The sequence below is a fragment of the Mycobacterium sp. IDUB_9 genome, assembly GCF_055419505.1.
The window spans coordinates 476903-494107 of record NZ_JBVAXU010000003.1; the positions used below are offsets into that span (position 1 = coordinate 476903).

Consider the following 17205-nt stretch of genomic DNA (forward strand, 5'->3'; position numbering starts at 1 on the left):
GGTTGACCAGCATGACCGAGCGCAAACCGCATCTGCGGACTGTTCGCGAGCTCACCCCGACGCTCGAATACCGCACGATCCACGGATACCGGCGGGCGTTCCGGGTCGCCGGGTCAGGGCCGGCGATCCTGCTGATCCACGGCATCGGTGACAACTCCACCACCTGGCACACCGTGCAATCGGCGCTGGCGCAACGGTTCACCGTGATCGCCCCGGATCTGCTGGGGCACGGCAGCTCCGACAAGCCGCGTGCGGACTATTCGGTTGCGGCCTACGCCAACGGCATGCGCGACCTGCTCAGTGTGCTCGACATCGACGGGGTGACAGTGGTCGGTCATTCGCTGGGCGGTGGCGTCGCCATGCAGTTTGCCTACCAATTCCCACAGCTGGTGGAGCGTCTCATCCTCGTGGGCTCCGGCGGGGTCACCAAGGACGTCAATATGGCGTTGCGGGTCGCCTCACTCCCGATGGGAAGTGAGGCGCTGGCACTGCTGCGCCTGCCCCTGGTGCTGCCGGCGTTGCAGTTGGCCGGCCGGGCCGCGGGCACGGTGTTGGGCTCAACCGGCCTCGGCCGCGATATCCCGGACATGCTGCGCATCCTGGCCGATCTGCCGGAGCCGACAGCATCGTCGGCGTTCGCCCGTACCCTGCGCGCCGTCGTGGACTGGCGTGGCCAGGTGGTGACGATGCTCGACCGCTGTTACTTGACCGAATCGGTTCCGGTCCAGTTGATCTGGGGTGAAAGCGATTCGGTCATCCCCGTCAGCCATGCCGAGATGGCGCACGCCGCAATGCCCGGTTCCCGGTTGGAGATCTTCTCCGGGTCCGGGCATTTCCCGTTCCATGACGATCCCGACCGCTTCGTCGAGGTGGTCGAACGCTTCATCGACACCACCGAGCCGTCGGTCTACGACCAGGAGCGCCTGCGCACCCTGCTGCGTACCGGGCGGACCGATTCGGCGATGAGCGGGACCTTCGACACTCAGATCGCCGTGCTCGACGCGATGGACGCGGACGAGCGCAGCGCAACCTGATCCGCTGACCGCACCGGGTCGGAGACAGCCCGCCCGACGAGCGCATGATGCGACGTAGCATCGGGTCATGGCCATCGACGTCACCGTGTTACGGGTGTTCACCGACTCAGACGGCAAGTACGGCAATCCGCTGGGCGTGGTGGACAACAGCACTGTCGCCCCGGACGACCGCCAGCGGATCGCCACCGAATTGGGTTACAGCGAAACGGTATTCATCGATCTGCCGCAGCCGGGCGGCAACTCGGCCAACGCCCACATCTTCACCCCGGTCGCGGAATTGCCGTTCGCAGGGCACCCCACGGTGGGGGCGTCGTGGTGGCTGCGTGAGGTGGGATCGCCGGTCCGTACCCTGCGGGTGCCCGCCGGGATACTCCAGGTCGAGTACGACGGAGATCGTGCCGTCGTCAACGCGCGGTCCGAGTGGGCACCGGAGTTCGCCATCTATGACCTGAGTTCGGTGGAGGAGTTGTTCGCCGCCGACCCCAACGATTTCGACGACGCCGATGAGAACTACCTGTGGGCCTGGATCGACAAGGCGAACGGCACGGTGCGCGCCAGGTCGTTCGCCCCCCATCTGGGGATTCCCGAAGACGAGGCGACCGGCGCTGCCGCGGTGCGGATGACCGACTATCTCAGCCAGGACCTCACGATCATCCAGGGCAAGGGGTCGGTGATCGAGACACGCTGGAGCCCGGAGGGCTGGGTTCGTCTGGCCGGCCGTGTGGTCAACGACGGGCCTACCCGACTGGATTGAACCTGGACTGAATTACGCCTCGGCGCGGTGCGCGCGCAGCGCCTCGATCTCGCGCTCGAAGTCCTCGGCTGAGGAGAACGACCGGTACACCGAGGCGAATCTCAGGTAGGCGACCTCGTCCAGTTCACGGAGCGGTCCGAGGATCGCCAAGCCGACCTCATTGCTGGGGATCTCCGGCGTGCCGAGGCCGCGGACCGCATCCTCGACCTTCTGCGCCAAAACGTTGAGTGCATCGTCGTCGACCTGTCTGCCCTGACAGGACCGGCGCACACCACGGATGACCTTCTCCCGGCTGAAGGGCTCGGTAACCCCGCTGCGCTTCACCACAGCCAGCACCGCGGTCTCCACGGTGGTGAACCGACGCCCGCACTCCGGGCATGATCGCCGGCGCCGGATGGCCTGGCCCTCGTCGGTCTCGCGGGAATCGACCACGCGCGAATCAGGGTGACGACAGAACGGACAATGCATTACCGCTCCTTCGTCATGCCGCCGGACAACTAGTTCGAGCGCCCTTGAGCGTACCCGCGATGCCCGCGGGAGACTCACCGCCGGGTCCAGTGGCGAGTAGGTGCTCACTCCGACACCGGCCAGTGTGGCTGTCGGCCAGGACGATTCAGCGGACATTGCACTGCTCAGCCAACCGGCGCGAGCAATGTCTGCCCGGAGTCGACCGCCACGGATTCGAGTTGGTTGAGGTCACGGATCTGCTCGACGACCCGGGCTACCGGGGCGTCCGGGGCGACCCGACGCGCCACCTGTTGCAGCGTCTCCCCCGATTTCACCTGGACCACCGCGAGCTCGGTCGGGGTCGGGGTCTCGGCCCCCATCACCCCACCGAATTGGGCCACCAGGCCGAGCCACACCGTGATACCCGCGGCGACCAGGGCCAGCAACACCGTAGTGAGCGGCGTGATGGGCCGGCTGCGATGCGATGCCCGCGACATGAGCACTCCGGTTCCGCGGTAGCGGACCGTCCCGGCGGCGGGTCGGTCGGGGGCCGGCCGCTGCACCCGGCGCACCGGCCGTGCCGTACCGGTACCGAAGGTGGCGCTGCCCCTGGTGCCGGCACCGCCTCTGGCCCGGACGCGCTGCGATGGGGACTGCGGCACGGCCCGAACAGCGCGGGAACGACTATCGGCGGGGATATCGATGATCGCCATCTGACTGCCTTTCGGTGGGACGGTTTCGCTCTTGTGTTCGAACATACTCGCTCAAGTGTTCGATGGATAGAACATGTGATCGAACTGTTGCCAAACGATAGAACAGGGCACCGACAAGTTCGGCCCGCCAACCCGACGCACGGCCGGCAACCGCCCCCCAGCCCGCCCCACCAGCAGACACGCCGCAACACGCGTCGAACACATGTTTGATTAATGTCGGATCAACGACTACATTCGGCCCCATGAGCGACGACCGCAGCAGGGACGGCAAGACCGACAGCCCGGCCGGATCGGATGGCGCGGGTCCACGCCGGGCCGAGGGGCTCACCGACCGGCAACGCACCATTCTCGACGTGATCCGCGCGTCGGTGAACAGTCGCGGCTACCCGCCGAGCATCCGCGAGATCGGCGATGCGGTCGGTTTGACCTCGACCTCGTCGGTCGCCCATCAGTTGCGCACCCTGGAACGCAAGGGTTACCTGCGCCGGGATCCCAACCGCCCGCGCGCGGTCGACGTACGCGGCGCCGACGATCCGGCGGCCGCGGCGCTGGTGTCGACCGACGTGGCCGGCTCCGACGCGCTACCCGAACCGACGTTCGTGCCGGTGCTCGGGCGTATCGCCGCAGGCGGCCCGATCCTGGCCGAGCAGGCTGTCGAGGACGTCTTCCCGCTGCCCCGCGAACTGGTCGGCGAGGGGTCGCTGTTCCTGCTCAAGGTCGTGGGCGACTCGATGGTCGATGCCGCCATCTGTGACGGCGACTGGGTGGTGGTACGCCAGCAGAGCGTGGCCGACAACGGAGACATCGTGGCAGCCATGATCGACGGCGAAGCCACCGTCAAGACGTTCAAGCGGACCCGCGGTCAGGTCTGGCTGATGCCGCACAACCCGGCATACGACCCGATCCCGGGCAATGACGCCGCGGTGCTCGGCAAAGTAGTCACCGTGATCCGCAAGATCTGACCGACCGGAGGCGGACCCGGCTGCACCAGATGGTTGCCGGGTCCTGCCGCTCAGTCCGTGCGCACGAAGCCGTTCGTGCGGGCGAATTCCTCACTGGCGAACCAAATCTCCGCCACTGCGTCGTCATACTCACTGCTGTCTGGTGCCCAGTACCGGCCCGACTGGGTGTCCGCTTTGATCGGATACCCCTCCGGTGCGCGGTGCGGGTCCTCCAGCGGTAGATGAATGGCGGTGGCACTGGGTATCTCGTCGAGTTCGATGGCGGCGTGGCGCCCGCTGTGAGCGTCACCGCCGTGGGTCTCACTGCTGTAGGCCTCACCGCTGTAAGCCTCATTGCTGTAGGCCTCGGCCTCGGTGATGACGCGGGTCGGTGCGGTGTCGACGTTGTCCTGATCGCTGGGCACTGCCAGGCCGCTCAGCGCCGAGAATCCCTGCGCCCCGTGCACTCCGCCGGCCGGACCGCTCAGTGACCCGGTGTCCGCCAGTTCCTCCTCTTCGAGCTCCGCTTCGATGTCGTCGTCGTCGCCCTCGGCAACTTCCTCGAAGTCGGCGTCGATGGGCGTATCGAGGTCCTCGTCGTCGAAGTCGTCGTCCTCGAAATCGGACTCTTCATAGTCGTTTTCGAAGTCGTCATCGTCGTCGTAGTCGTCGAATCCCTGTTCCGGGCCGGCCAGCTGCGAGGAATCCTCCGGTGGTTCCTCGTCCTCGCCAGGTGCCCCGTAAACACCCGCCGCTCCGTTCGGGGCGGCCCATTGACTGACCGGGATGGCGATATCGGTTGGCCCGTCGTACGGAGACGCCGCCCCTGCCGGTTCCGCGCCCGGCCCGGCGAACCGCGCCGTCGCGGCCTCGCCGCCATAGGCGGCGCTCGGCCCATGAACGTTCGCCGCATCGGAGCCGCGATCATCGCGGTACTCGTCGTGGTCATACCCACGCGAGCCGTAGCGGGCCTCGTCGTACCGCTCGTCGTCGTACGACGAATCCCCGGGTCCGCCGTCGTAGTCATCGTCGAACGGGTCGTGGTCGAAGTCGTCGTCGCCACCGGCGCGCCGACGGTGCCACAGCGCGGCCCCCACGATCAGCCCGGCGAGCAGCACAACCGGGACCACCGCGATCAGCCACCACCAGCTCCAATGCCAGGCGAACGGCTTCTTGGTGTCCGCACCGGAAGGCTGCGGCCCCGAGGCCGGGGTCTGACCGAGTCCCGGAACCTGCAGGCCACTCAATTCGGAGGCGAGTTTCGACGGCTCGGTGGTGAACTTGTTGGCGTCGCGGTCCCACGAGATGACTCCCCCGCTGAACCGCTGGCTGACGACACTGCCGTCTTCGGTCTGGTCGGCCATGGGGGCGCCCAATGCGCCCTTCGCCCCGCCGAGCTTCTCCCAGGCCGCGTTCATCGCGCCCCGCACGATCACCGCGCCGTAGTCCGGAGTCCAGAAGATGACGGGGTTGTCGGCAGCGGCGAAGGTGCTGATCCGGCTGTTGGGACCCAACCCGCCCTCGGACTCGCTGGTGGTCGGGAAGCCCAGATCACCCTCGGGGCCACCGACGCTTTCGTACTTCTCGAGCAGCTGGCCGGTGATGGCGTTGGCTCCGGTGGCCGGACTGTAGAAGATCTTGCCGCCGGCGTACTTCTGGCCGAACCCGCCGTCGCCGATCGGATACTGGTCGCCGTCCTTGGCTCCCAGTGGTCCCATCACGCCACCTGCTTCGCGACGCGCGGCGGCGATCGCCGAAGCAGGATCCATCGGTACGTCCAGGCCGGCAAGCTGGTCGGCGAGTTCCGGCGGCTCCGTGGTGAATGCCTTGGTTTTGCGGTTCCACGAAATCTCGCCGCCGGTGAACTTCTGTGAGATGACATCGCCGTCGAACATCTCGTCGTCAGCGGGGACGCCCAGCAATCCGGCGGAGCCACCGAGCTTGTCCCACGCAGCATTGATGGCACCCCGCACCACCCGGGCGCCGGTGGACGGAGTCCAGAAGATGACCGGGTTGTCGGGCGCGCTCAGGGTCGAGTTGCGACTGTCGGCCGCCCGTCCGGCGCCCTCATCGATCGTGGGGAATCCCATGTCGCCGTCGGCCGGACCGCCCAACGACTCGTACTTCTCCAGGATTGCGCCCTGCATGAAATGAGCGCCGGTCGGCTGGGTGAAGAACATCTTGCCCCCGGCGAAGTTCTGCGCGAAGCCAGAACCCACCGCGTACACGTCGCCCTGCCGCGGCCCCAGCGGGCCGCCGTCGCCACCGGTGGCCTCCCACGCGGAGGTGACAGCCGCGTCGGCATCCGCCTCCGGGGTGGCCGAAGCCACCGCCGGCACCACCAAACAAGCGACTACGAGTGCGAGCAGGCCGACCCCCAACCGCCACACGGCTGCGTTCAGCCTCGCTCCCGGCCTAGTCATGCGCCCTCCCCGCTCGTTCGGCAAAGTTTCCTTAGAAATGTCCCGCCCGGACAACTTTGCGTCAGCACGTGACGATAACCAAGGAACGTGGCCGATCATGACCAAAAAAGGCCCAATATCTGGATCCGTTGGCCCAGATATGGGCTTCCGGAGGCGTCACCTGGCCAAAATTGGGGCGATCAGACACCCAGACTGCGTCCGATGATCTCCTTCATGATCTCGGTGGTGCCGCCGTAAATGGTCTGAACCCGCGCATCCAGGTAAGCCCGGGCGACCGGGTACTCACGCATATAGCCGTAACCACCGTGCAACTGCAAGCAGCGGTCGATGAGCTCCACCTGCTTCTCGCTGGAGTACCACTTGGCCATCGCGGCCTGCTCCACGGTGAGTTTCTCGTCGAGGTGCAACCGGATGAACTCGTCGACCATCATCCGCACCACGGTGGCCTCGGTCGCCAGTTCGGCCAACAGGAACCGGCTGTTCTGGAAGCTGCCGATCGGCTTACCGAAGGCCTTGCGTTCCTTGGTGTACTGCAACGTCTGCTCGAGCACCGCCTCCATCGCCGCGGCGGCCATGATGGCGATCGAGATGCGTTCCTGCGGCAGGTTCTGCATCAGGTAGACAAAGCCCTGGCCCTCCTCGCCGAGCAGGTTCTCGACCGGCACCCTGACATCGGTAAACGACAGTTCCGCGGTGTCCTGGGCCTCCAAACCGATCTTGTCGAGGTGGCGGCCCCGCTCGAAGCCCTCCATGCCGCGTTCGACCACCAGCAGCGAGAATCCCAGAGCCCCCTTTTCGGGGTCGGTCTGTGCAACGACGATCACCAGGTCAGCGTTGATGCCGTTGGTGATGAAGGTCTTGGATCCGTTGAGGACGTAGTGGTCACCGTCGCGGACCGCGCGGGTCTTGATGCCCTGCAGGTCGCTACCGGTACCCGGTTCGGTCATTGCGATCGCCGAGATCAATTCACCCGTGCAGAACTTGGGCAGCCAGCGCTGCTTCTGCTCTTCGTTGGCCAGCCGGAGCAGATAGGGCGCGACGACATCGTTGTGCAGGCTGAAACCGATGCCGCTGTAGCGGCCGGCCACGGTCTCTTCGCAGACGATCGTGTTGTACCGGAAGTCGTCGTTGCCGCCGCCGCCGTACTCCTCGGGCACCGCCATCCCGAGAAAGCCCTGCTTACCCGCCTCCAGCCAGACCCCGCGGTCGACGATCTTGTCCTTCTCCCACTGGTCGTGGAACGGCGCGACGTGTTTGTCCAGGAATCCCCGGTATGACTCGCGGAACAACTCGTGCTCGGGCTCGAACAACGTGCGGTCGTACTTCACGACACTGCCCATGGTGTGACCTCCGGTACTGGTTACGGATTTGGGCCAACCTATACCAACCGGGTGGTTGGTCAGCCCGGGGAGGGGTGGGGACCGGCCGTAGACTCCGGTCATGCCCAGGTCGCCCGTGAGCCTCGCGCACTGGGGTGCCTTCACCACGGACATCGCAGACGGCGACATCGCCGCCGTCACCCCACTGGACGGTGACGCCGATCCATCTCCGTTGCTCGGCAACCTCGCGGGCTCGATCCGACACCGCTCGCGGATCGCCGGACCGGCGGTGCGACGCGGCTGGCTGCGCGACGGCCCCGGCCCCAGTACCGAGCGGGGCGTCGACGAGTACGTCTCGGTGACCTGGGATGAGCTCACCGACCTGCTGGCCGGCGAGCTACGCCGGGTCGTCGACACCTACGGCAACGAGGCGATCTACGGCGGCTCCTACGGCTGGGCCAGCGCGGGACGCTTCCACCACGCCCAGAGCCAGGTGCATCGGTTTCTGAAAATGCTCGGCGGCTATACGTTTTCCCGCCACTCCTACAGCCTGGGTGCCACCGGAGCGATCATGCCGCGAGTGGTCGGCACCCACGACGACCTGTTCAAGCGCTCCACCGATTGGGACGTCATCGCCGAACACACCGACCTGCTGGTGTGTTTCGGCGGTGTCGCGATGAAGAACACAGGTATCAATCACGGTGGCACCACGGCACATCCGGCCCGCGGCGCGCTGCACCGGATGCGTGCACGCGGCGGACAGATCGTGTCGCTGAGCCCGCTGCGCGACGATGTCGACGGCGACTGTCGATGGCTGGCTCCGGTGCCGGGTACCGATGTCGCGGTGATGCTCGCGCTGGCCTATGTCCTGGCCACCGAAGGGCTGGCCGACCGGGATTTTCTCGACACGTACTGCACCGGATACCAACGGTTCGAGCGCTACCTGCTGGGCGGCGATGACGGCGTTGCCAAGACTCCACAGTGGGCGTCTCGACTCAGCGGTCTACCTGCCGACGAGCTCACGGCGCTGGCCCGGCGGATGGCCGCCTCACGCACCCTGGTCACCGTCAGTTGGTCGTTGCAGCGCATCAGGTACGGCGAACAGGCGCCGTGGATGGGGCTGACCCTGGCCGCCATGTTGGGCCAGATCGGTATTCCCGGAGGAGGTTTCGGGCACGGCTACGGGTCGATGAACGAGCCGGGGTTGCCACCGCTGCGGTGCGGGCTGCCTGTGCTGCCGCAGGGCCTCAACCCGGTGCAGACGTTCATCCCGGTCGCGGCCGTCACCGACATGTTGCTGCACCCGGGTCAGCCGTTCGATTACAACGGCCTGCAACTGACCTACCCCGACATCAAATGCGTGTACTGGTCCGGCGGCAATCCATTTCACCATCACCAGAACATTCCGAGGTTGCGCCGGGCCCTGTCCCGGGTGGACACCATCGTCGTGCACGACCCGTATTGGACGGCGATGGCCAAGCATGCCGACATCGTGGTGCCCTCGACCACCGCCTATGAGCGCGAGGACTACTCGGGTTCGCGCAACGACCCACTCCTGGTCGCCATGCCCGCGCTGACCCAGCCGTACGCCGACTCCCGCGACGACTACACCACGTTCTCGGCGTTGGCCGAGCAGCTCGGCTTCGGCCCGCAGTTCACCGAGGGTCGCACGGCGCGCGAGTGGCTGGTCCACATGTATGAAAAGTGGTCCACCGGACTGGATTTCGAGGTTCCCGGGTTCGAGGAGTTCTGGGCCGCAGGACAGTTGCGGCTGCCCACCGAGCCGGGACTGACGCTGCTGGCCGATTTCCGGGCGGATCCCCTCGGGCGCCGGTTGGCCACCCCGAGCGGCCGCATCGAGATCTTCTCGGACACCATCGACGGATTCGGCTACGACGACTGTGCCGGTCATCCTCGCTGGTACGAGCCGACCGAGTGGCTGGGAGGTGAGCGTGCCCAGGCATATCCGTTACATCTGCTGGCCAATCAACCTGCGGCCCGGTTGCACAGCCAACTCGACGGCGGCGCAGTCAGTCAGGCGTCGAAAGTGCGAGGGCGCGAACCTATCCGGATCCACCCGACCGACGCCGCGGCCCGCGGGCTCACCGATGGCGACGTGGTGCGGGTGTTCAACGATCGCGGAGCCTGCCTGGCCGGGGTGGTGATCGACGACCGACTGCGTCCGGCGGTGTTGCAACTGTCGACCGGGGCCTGGTTCGACCCGGCCGATCCGGCCGACCCCGACTCGATGTGCGTACACGGCAATCCCAATATGCTCACCGACGATGTCGGTACCTCCTCGCTGGCCCGCGGCTGCACGGGAGCCCATGTGCTGGTGCAGGTGGAGAAGTTCGACGCAGCACTCCCCCCGGTCCGGGCACACGAGCCGCCGGTGATCCGGGCACGCTGAAATCATTGGGCGGCAGGCAGTTCCGCCGTTTGCCCGATGGCGCATACGTGCCGGTGCAAAGATCCCCTCAGCGCTGACGGCGTCGTCAGCAGAAGGAGATCCCGGCCGATGCGATTCTCACCCCGTTCTGCTGCCAGGTCAGTGCTGGTCGGCGCCGTCGCGGTATCCGGCTCGGTGGTCATCGGCCTGACGCCCATCGGCACTGCGGCGGTCGGCCTGGTCGTGGCCGTGACCCCGCTGGTCGTGCCCGGCACGGGAACCCCGAATCCGCAGGACTCCAACAACTACCTGGCCAACGCAGTCGCGTATTACGTACAGCCGAGCGGCAGTTGCGGTGCCCAGGACTGTGCCGCCCCGGTGGCAATCCCCTATATCGCTCAGTTCTGGCCGATCCCGCTCGCGGGCTGGGGCGGGTTGGAGGGCGCCAAGTGGAACGTGTCCGTTGCCAGCGGTGTCAGCCGGCTGACCAGCGAACTCGTAGGCGCCAACAATCCCAGCGCGGCGCACCCGGTGGCGGTCTTCGGCTATTCGCAGGGCGCCACCGTGGCCAGCATCGTCAAAGGCAATCTCGCTGACCTGACCGACGAGCAGAAACAGAACCTGAGCTTCGTCCTGATCGGTAACCCGAACCGCCCCGACGGCGGGCTCTTCGAACGGCTGGCGATCCTGGGTACCGTCCCCATCCTCGATGCGACGTTCGGCCAACCGACCCCGACGGACACGGGCATCGAGACCTACGACATCGCGCTGCAGTACGACGGTGTCGCCGATGCTCCCTCCTGGGTGCTCAATCCGCTCGCCTTGGCAAACGCGCTGGCCGGATTCCAATACGTGCACGGCACCTATCTGGATCCCAGGGGCGATGACCCCGACACCGCAACCCCGTACGGCTACACGCCGGAGCAGGTGCAGGCCGCGATCGAGAACGCCAAGGCGAGCTGCACCACCGAAACCCACTGCCAGAAAGTCGACGGCAGCGACACGTACTACGTCACCCTGCCGGCGAAGACCTTGCCGATCATGCAGCCCTTCCTCGACCTGGGTGCCGCGACCGGCACGTCGGCCCTGGTGGTTCCGCTGGTCGACCTGGTTTCCCCGATCGCGCAGACCCTGATCGAAACCGGTTACACCAGAACCGACTACAGCACGCCGACGCCGTTCCAGCTGCTGCCCCGGGTCAACCCGGTGAAGTTGGCCGGCGACCTCATCAACGACATCCCCGAGGGCGTCCGGGCGGCGCTCGACCCCGGACTCGACCCACTGCCCGGCTGGACCGACCCGACCCAGTCCGGCGATACCGTCACGGTGCAGGGCACCCCCGACGACGCCGTTCTCGCCACCACGAAGATCGCCGCGACGTCCGACCGCAAACCGGTGGTCCGGGTGAGCACGGTCGCCAAGCCGGAGACCGCGCTGAGCACACCCGATGACGACCAGACCACAGTTCCCGAGCCGGCCCGTCCGTCGTTGCGTAAAACCCTTGGCATCAAGGGACATCCGGCGCGCGACGCGGCGAAGTCCATCGGCAGCACGGTGCGTAAGGCCCTGGGTCAGGACACGGCAAAAGACGACGCCAAGCCCGCCCGCGCCAACGCCAAGAAGAAACCGGCCGCCTGACGCTCGTGCTCAGAAGGTGGCGAACTCGCTCAGGCCGGCGGCCAGCGCCATGGGTACCCGCGCCTTGATGCGGGTGCCATCGGCGGTGTGTTCGGTGGCGTCCACCCGGCCCTCGGCGTGCACCCGCGCCACCAGATCCCCACGGTCGTAGGGAATGGTCACGTCCACCGTGGCGTCGGTTGGCGGAATCATCTCCGCCATGCGGGCCCGCAACCGGTCCAGCCCGTCACCGGTGTGCGCGGAGACGAACACCGCGTCGGGCAGGGCACGCCGCAGCGCGGCGAGCCCGAGATCGGTGGCCGCGTCGATCTTGTTGACTACCAACAACTCCGGCGGTGGGGTGATGTTGTATTCGACAACCACCTCATTGACCACCTGCCGGACCGCGTTGACCTGCGCCAGCGGATGCTCGTCGGAGCCGTCCACGACGTGCACCAGCAGGTCGGCGTCGACCACTTCTTCGAGCGTCGACCGGAACGCCTCGACCAATTGGGTGGGCAGGTGCCGGACGAAGCCGACGGTATCGGTCAGCACGAACGGCCGCCCGTCGTCGAATTCGCCACGCCGCGTGGTGGGTTCGAGGGTGGCGAACAGGGCATTCTCGACCAGCACGCCGGCCCCGGTCAATGCGTTGAGCAGGCTGGACTTGCCGGCGTTGGTGTAGCCGACGATGGCCACCGAAGCGGAATCCGAGCCCAGCCGTCGGCTGCGCTGGGTGTCGCGGATCTTCTTCATATCGCGAATCTCGCGGCGCAGCTTGGCCATCCGCTCACGGATGCGGCGACGGTCGGTCTCGATCTTGGTTTCGCCGGGTCCGCGGGTGCCCACACCACCACCGGCGCCGCCGGCGCGACCGCCGGCCTGGCGCGACATCGATTCACCCCAACCGCGCAGCCGGGGCAGCATGTACTCCATCTGGGCCAGCGACACCTGCGCCTTGCCTTCCCGGCTGGTGGCGTGCTGGGCGAAGATGTCCAGGATCAGTGCGGTGCGGTCGATGACCTTGACCTTGACGACCTTCTCCAGCGAGTTGAGCTGGGCAGGCGAGAGTTCGCCATCGCAGATGACGGTGTCCGCGCCGGTCGCCAGCACCACCTCGCGCAGTTCGATGGCCTTGCCCGAGCCGATGTAGGTGGACGGGTCGGGTTTGTCTCGGCGCTGGATGAGCCCCTCGAGTACTTCCGAGCCGGCGGTCTCGGCGAGGGCCGCCAACTCGGCCAGGCTGGCGTCGGCGTCGGCCGCACTGCCCTCGGTCCACACTCCGACCAGGACCACCCGCTCCAGCCGCAGCTGGCGGTATTCGACCTCGGTGACGTCGGCGAGTTCGGTGGAGAGCCCTGCGACGCGGCGCAACGAGGCGCGGTCTTCGAGGGCAAGCTCACCGGTGCTGGGGGTGACGGGGTGTTGTGGATGAGTCATATGTACTTACAGGGTGTCACGTGGATCGGGCCGCGCGCACCCCAATTAGGCGTGCGCAGCGTTCCACCACTGCTCGGACAGGTCACCGCGTGCCACCAGTACGGAGGGGCCGCGCAGATAGCTGGTGGAGTCGGTGATGGTCACGGTGACCTCGCCGCCCGGGATGCGCACCCGCAACGTCCCGGTATCGACACCCTGGTGGGCCAGGGCAGCCAGCGTGGCCGCGACGGTGCCGGTGCCGCAGGAGCGGGTCTCGCCGACGCCACGCTCATGCACGCGCATTGACACTGCGCCGTCGAGCGGAACCGTGAGGACCTCGACGTTGACGCCCTCGGGGAACAGGTGCGTGTCGAAGGACACGGGCGCACCCACATCCAGGTCGGCCAACTCGTCCTCGGTCAGGCCGACACATGCCAGGTGCGGATTGCCCACGTCGACGGCCAGCCCGCTGACACTGCGGCCCCCGACCACCGCGGTCCCCGCCCCGAATTGGTTGGCCTTGCCCATCTCGACCGTGACGTCCGCAGTGGTGGCGCCGACGCTGTGCAGCACCACCGGACGCGGCCCGGCCAGCGATCCGACCACGAACTCGTCGGCGGATTCCAACCCCGAGGCCCTCAGGTAGTGCGCGAATACCCGCACCCCGTTGCCGCACATCTGCGCGATCGACCCGTCGGCATTGCGGTAGTCCATGTACCAGTCGTTGGCCGCAACCCCGTCAGGCAGCCTCTCGAATACTCCGGCAGCATGTGCGGCACCGGCCGTCGTCACCCGCAGCACGCCGTCTGCGCCCAGGCCACGGCGCCGGTCGCACAGTGCGGCCACGGCGGCCGGTGTCAGTGACACCGCAGCGTCGAGGTCGGGCAGCACCACGAAATCGTTCTGGGTGCCGTGCCCTTTCACAAAGCCCACGCCGTCGAAGATCACCTGATCAGGATACGTGCCGCCACACTCGCAGTGCGTCGTGCACCAGCCCGTCGGCTGCGCCGTCCAGCCACACCACCCGGTGGTCACGCCGGAACCAGGACCGTTGCCGGCGCACATAGCGCCGGGTGCCTATAAACGTGGCACGTCGGGCCTCACGGAAATCCGAACCATCGCCCCCGGCATCGAGGTCAGCCAGCACCTGCGCGTATCCGAGTGCCCGCGCCGCGGTGACCCCGTCGCGCAGTCCGCTGTCGATGAGCCCGCGCACTTCGTCCACCAGTCCGGCGTCGAACATCAGGTCCGTGCGTCGCTGCAGACGTTCATCGAGAATGGCTGTGTCCCAGTCCAACCCGATGATCACGGTGTCCCATCGGGGTGCGCCGATGCTCGGCGCCGACGCCGCGAAGGGCTGACCGGTGAGCTCCACGACTTCCAGGGCCCGCACGATTCGCCGACCGTCGGTCGGCAGGATCGACGCCCCCGCCGCTGGGTCCACCCGGGTCAGCTCGACATGCAGGGCGGCCACCCCCACCTCGGCCAACCGGGCCTCCCACCGGGCCCGTACCTGCGGGTCGGTGGCGGGGAACGTCCATTCGTCCAGCAGTGACTGGATGTAGAGCATGGAACCGCCCACGATCACCGGAACCGCGCCGCGAGCCGCGATGGCCTCCACGTCAGCCGCGGCATCCCGTTGGTAACGGGCCACCGTGGCGGTCTCGGTGACGTCGAGGACATCGAGTTGGTGGTGCGGGATGCCGCGCCGCTCGGCGACCGGCAGCTTCGCGGTGCCGATGTCCATCCCGCGGTACAACTGCATCGCATCGGCGTTCACTATTTCGGCGCCTCGTGCCCCGCCCAGATTCTCGGCCAGGGCCAGCGCCAGTGCCGACTTCCCCGTGCCGGTCGGCCCGATGACCGCGATGGGCCTGGTCACGGGAGCCATTCGCCGACGAAGTAGCCGACGCCGTACGGCGCTCCACGGTAGAGCTCACGGGCCGAGCCCGGCTCGGGTTCGGTCAGCCCGGCCAGCACCTGGTAGGCGACCCGGCCGAGGACGGTCCCGGGCTGTTCGGCCAGCGCTGACAGGTCTCCGGTGGCCAATGCGTCGTCGAGCTGCTGTTGGACCGGAACCGAGTCCGGATCATGGCCGCCGGGGGCCGTCGGGGTGAGCGTGTTCAGGCCGTCGGCGACCACGAGGACACCGACCGGATCCGGCGATTCTTCGAGTCGGGCGCGCAGGACCCGGCCGCGGGCCAGCGCCTCACCGACGGGGTGTGAGGCAGCGTAGGCGTGCACTTCGATGCCGACACCGGGTGTGGCCTGTCCGCGGATCCAGCCGGCGACCAGCGCACACAGCGGTAGCTCAACCGGCTCCCCCACGGGCCCGGGACCGAGTGCCACCGGGACGTCGACGCCGTAGCCGGCGAAAGTCCCGGCACAGTCCGGCCCGTACACCGCGTCGCGGGGGCCGGCGCCGATCGCCAGCCACTTCGGCGGCAACGAGCCCGCGGCGGCAATGACGGCCTCACGTAACCCGGCGACCTCGACCGTGGCCGCGCCCACCAGTTGGGGCACCAGAACCGGTGTGGCGGGGACGATCGCGATGGCGCTCAGCACCTCACCAAACTAGTGCGCGGCCACGGCTGCGCTGCGCGCCGAGGGCCGGTAGGACGCTCAAGAACGGCCCGTCGCGGGCACCGCGCATCCGAGTTTGTCAGGGCATTGCGCCGAAAGCCGTGGGCACGGCACAGCACGACCTGCTTCAATAGCGGACAAAGCGACAGCATCAGGCGCCGCGTCGCGCGGCAGATGCGCGGGTAACCGTGCGGAGTACGAGGAGCGGATATGACAACCAGTGAGCCAGGCGAAGCCACCCCCCCGACCACCTCCGGGCCCGCGCCGAAGCCAACGCCTTCATCTATCCCAAGGCCCGGACCACCCCGCCCCGTTCCCCGCCCGAGCCGGGTCGCGCCGGTGGTCGCGGTGGCACCGACGGGCGATCCGCACGAATTCGGTCGAGTGGATGCCGACGGCACGGTGTGGCTGGTCAACGGATCCGGCGAACGTGTCATCGGCTCGTGGCAGGCCGGTGACACCGAATCGGCGTACGCGCACTTCGGCCGGCGCTTCGATGATCTGCACACCGAGGTCGCTCTGCTGGAACACCGGCTGTCCTCCGGCACCGGCGATGCCCGCAAGATCAAGTCGGCGGCCGCCACGCTGGCTGAAAGTCTGCCCACCGCAGCGGTTCTGGGCGACGTTGATGCGTTGAGCGCACGCCTGGCCGCAATTCTGGAGCACGCCGACGCGGCTGCGGCGACCGAGCGCGCCCAGCGTGACGAGCATCGCGCCGCCCAAACCGCACGCAAGGAAGCGCTCGCCGCCGAGGCCGAGGATCTGGCTGCCAACGCCACCCAGTGGAAGGCCGCCGGTGACCGGCTGCGCGAGATCCTCGATGAGTGGCGCACCATCACCGGGCTGGACCGCAAGCTCGACGACGCGCTGTGGAAGCGCTACTCGTCGGCTCGCGAGACTTTCAACCGCCGTCGCGGGTCGCACTTCGCCGAACTGGACCGCGGCCGCGTGGGCGCCCGTCAGGTCAAAGAGGCGCTGTGCGAGCAGGCCGAGCAACTGTCCGGCTCGACCGATTGGGGCGCCACCGGTGCCGCGTTCCGTGACCTGCTGGCCCAGTGGAAGGCCGCCGGGCGCGCCGCCAAGGACGTCGACGACGCGTTGTGGCACCGGTTCAAGGCCGCTCAGGACACGTTCTTCGGGGCCCGAAACGCCGCCCACGCCGAACGTGACGCCGAGTTCAAGGCGAATGCCGCCGCCAAGGAGGCGTTGCTGGTCGAGGCGGAGAAGATCGACACGACCGATCTGGATGCGGCCCGCGCGGCTTTGCGCACGATCGGCGACAAGTGGGACGCGATCGGCAAGGTTCCCCGCGAGCGAGCCACCGATCTGGAGCGACGCCTGCGTGCCGTGGAAAAGAAGGTCCGCGACGCTCCGACGGGCGGTGTCGACCCCGAGGCCAAGGCTCGTGCCGACCAGTTCCGCTCACGTGCCGAGCAGTTCGAGAAGCAGGCCGAGAAGGCCGAGGCCGCCGGCCGCGCCAAGGACGCAGCCGACGCCAGGGCGAGTGCCGAACAGTGGCGTCAGTGGGCAGATGCCGCGGCCGCCACGCTCGGAGAGCGCAACTAG

14 protein-coding genes are annotated in these 17205 nt (G+C 67.7%); 6 read left to right on the forward strand and 8 right to left on the reverse strand.

All coding sequences use genetic code 11. The features are described from left to right. The first annotated feature begins 11 nt into the window (after positions 1–11). Together ACZY08_RS16680 and ACZY08_RS16685 are read left to right on the forward strand one after the other, a co-directional pair. Positions 12–1034: an alpha/beta fold hydrolase gene (locus ACZY08_RS16680; protein ID WP_463745563.1), complete on the forward strand. Its 1023-nt coding sequence runs from the start codon at positions 12–14 to the stop codon at positions 1032–1034. A 67-nt stretch (positions 1035–1101) separates the two neighbouring features. Continuing rightward, on the forward strand, positions 1102–1788 hold the full coding sequence (locus ACZY08_RS16685; protein WP_463745562.1) for a PhzF family phenazine biosynthesis protein: 687 nt from the start codon (positions 1102–1104) through the stop codon (positions 1786–1788). 12 nt (positions 1789–1800) lie between these two features. Here the strand turns inward: ACZY08_RS16685 and nrdR are convergent, their stop codons facing one another. Together nrdR and ACZY08_RS16695 are read right to left on the reverse strand one after the other, a co-directional pair. After that, positions 1801–2256, reverse strand: coding sequence for a transcriptional regulator NrdR (nrdR, locus tag ACZY08_RS16690; RefSeq protein WP_463745561.1), 456 nt, complete (start codon positions 2254–2256; stop codon positions 1801–1803). A 164-nt stretch (positions 2257–2420) separates the two neighbouring features. Beyond that, positions 2421–2948 carry a LysM peptidoglycan-binding domain-containing protein gene (locus tag ACZY08_RS16695; protein ID WP_463745560.1) on the reverse strand — a complete coding sequence of 176 codons (528 nt, stop codon included), beginning with the start codon at positions 2946–2948 and terminating at the stop codon, positions 2421–2423. A gap of 242 nt (positions 2949–3190) precedes the next feature. Here ACZY08_RS16695 and lexA point away from each other — a divergent pair, with 242 nt between their 5' ends. Further along, positions 3191–3910 carry a transcriptional repressor LexA gene (gene lexA, locus ACZY08_RS16700; RefSeq protein WP_463745559.1) on the forward strand — a complete coding sequence of 240 codons (720 nt, stop codon included), beginning with the start codon at positions 3191–3193 and terminating at the stop codon, positions 3908–3910. 50 nt (positions 3911–3960) lie between these two features. On the opposite strand, the gene ACZY08_RS16705 is transcribed toward lexA, so the two are convergent. Together ACZY08_RS16705 and ACZY08_RS16710 are read right to left on the reverse strand one after the other, a co-directional pair. Continuing rightward, on the reverse strand, positions 3961–6312 hold the full coding sequence (locus tag ACZY08_RS16705) for an LGFP repeat-containing protein (RefSeq protein WP_463745558.1): 2352 nt from the start codon (positions 6310–6312) through the stop codon (positions 3961–3963). Positions 6313–6491: 179 nt separating this feature from the next. Then, on the reverse strand, positions 6492–7652 hold the full coding sequence (locus tag ACZY08_RS16710; protein WP_463745557.1) for an acyl-CoA dehydrogenase family protein: 1161 nt from the start codon (positions 7650–7652) through the stop codon (positions 6492–6494). A gap of 100 nt (positions 7653–7752) precedes the next feature. Between ACZY08_RS16710 and ACZY08_RS16715 the strand changes: the two genes are divergently transcribed. Further along, positions 7753–10041, forward strand: a complete 2289-nt coding sequence (locus tag ACZY08_RS16715; RefSeq protein WP_463745556.1) for a molybdopterin-dependent oxidoreductase — start codon at positions 7753–7755, stop codon at positions 10039–10041. A 108-nt stretch (positions 10042–10149) separates the two neighbouring features. Next, the gene (locus ACZY08_RS16720; protein WP_463745555.1) at positions 10150–11658 is read left to right on the forward strand and encodes a PE-PPE domain-containing protein; all 1509 of its coding nucleotides are present in this window, start codon (positions 10150–10152) and stop codon (positions 11656–11658) included. A 9-nt stretch (positions 11659–11667) separates the two neighbouring features. On the opposite strand, the gene hflX is transcribed toward ACZY08_RS16720, so the two are convergent. From hflX to ACZY08_RS16740, 4 genes are read right to left on the reverse strand one after another with little or no spacing between them, the layout of a single operon-like run. After that, positions 11668–13077 (reverse strand): GTPase HflX, encoded by a 1410-nt coding sequence (hflX, locus tag ACZY08_RS16725; protein ID WP_463745554.1) that lies wholly within the window; start codon positions 13075–13077, stop codon positions 11668–11670. A 45-nt stretch (positions 13078–13122) separates the two neighbouring features. Next, positions 13123–13989 (reverse strand): diaminopimelate epimerase, encoded by an 867-nt coding sequence (gene dapF, locus ACZY08_RS16730; protein WP_463745971.1) that lies wholly within the window; start codon positions 13987–13989, stop codon positions 13123–13125. 19 nt (positions 13990–14008) lie between these two features. Beyond that, positions 14009–14947 carry a tRNA (adenosine(37)-N6)-dimethylallyltransferase MiaA gene (gene miaA / locus ACZY08_RS16735; RefSeq protein ID WP_463745553.1) on the reverse strand — a complete coding sequence of 313 codons (939 nt, stop codon included), beginning with the start codon at positions 14945–14947 and terminating at the stop codon, positions 14009–14011. Then, positions 14935–15621, reverse strand: coding sequence for a class III extradiol ring-cleavage dioxygenase family protein (locus tag ACZY08_RS16740; protein ID WP_463745552.1), 687 nt, complete (start codon positions 15619–15621; stop codon positions 14935–14937). Before ACZY08_RS16740 ends, miaA begins: the two co-directional genes overlap by 13 nt. Positions 15622–15849: 228 nt before the next feature. Here ACZY08_RS16740 and ACZY08_RS16745 point away from each other — a divergent pair, with 228 nt between their 5' ends. Continuing rightward, positions 15850–17205 (forward strand): DUF349 domain-containing protein, encoded by a 1356-nt coding sequence (locus ACZY08_RS16745; RefSeq protein WP_463745551.1) that lies wholly within the window; start codon positions 15850–15852, stop codon positions 17203–17205.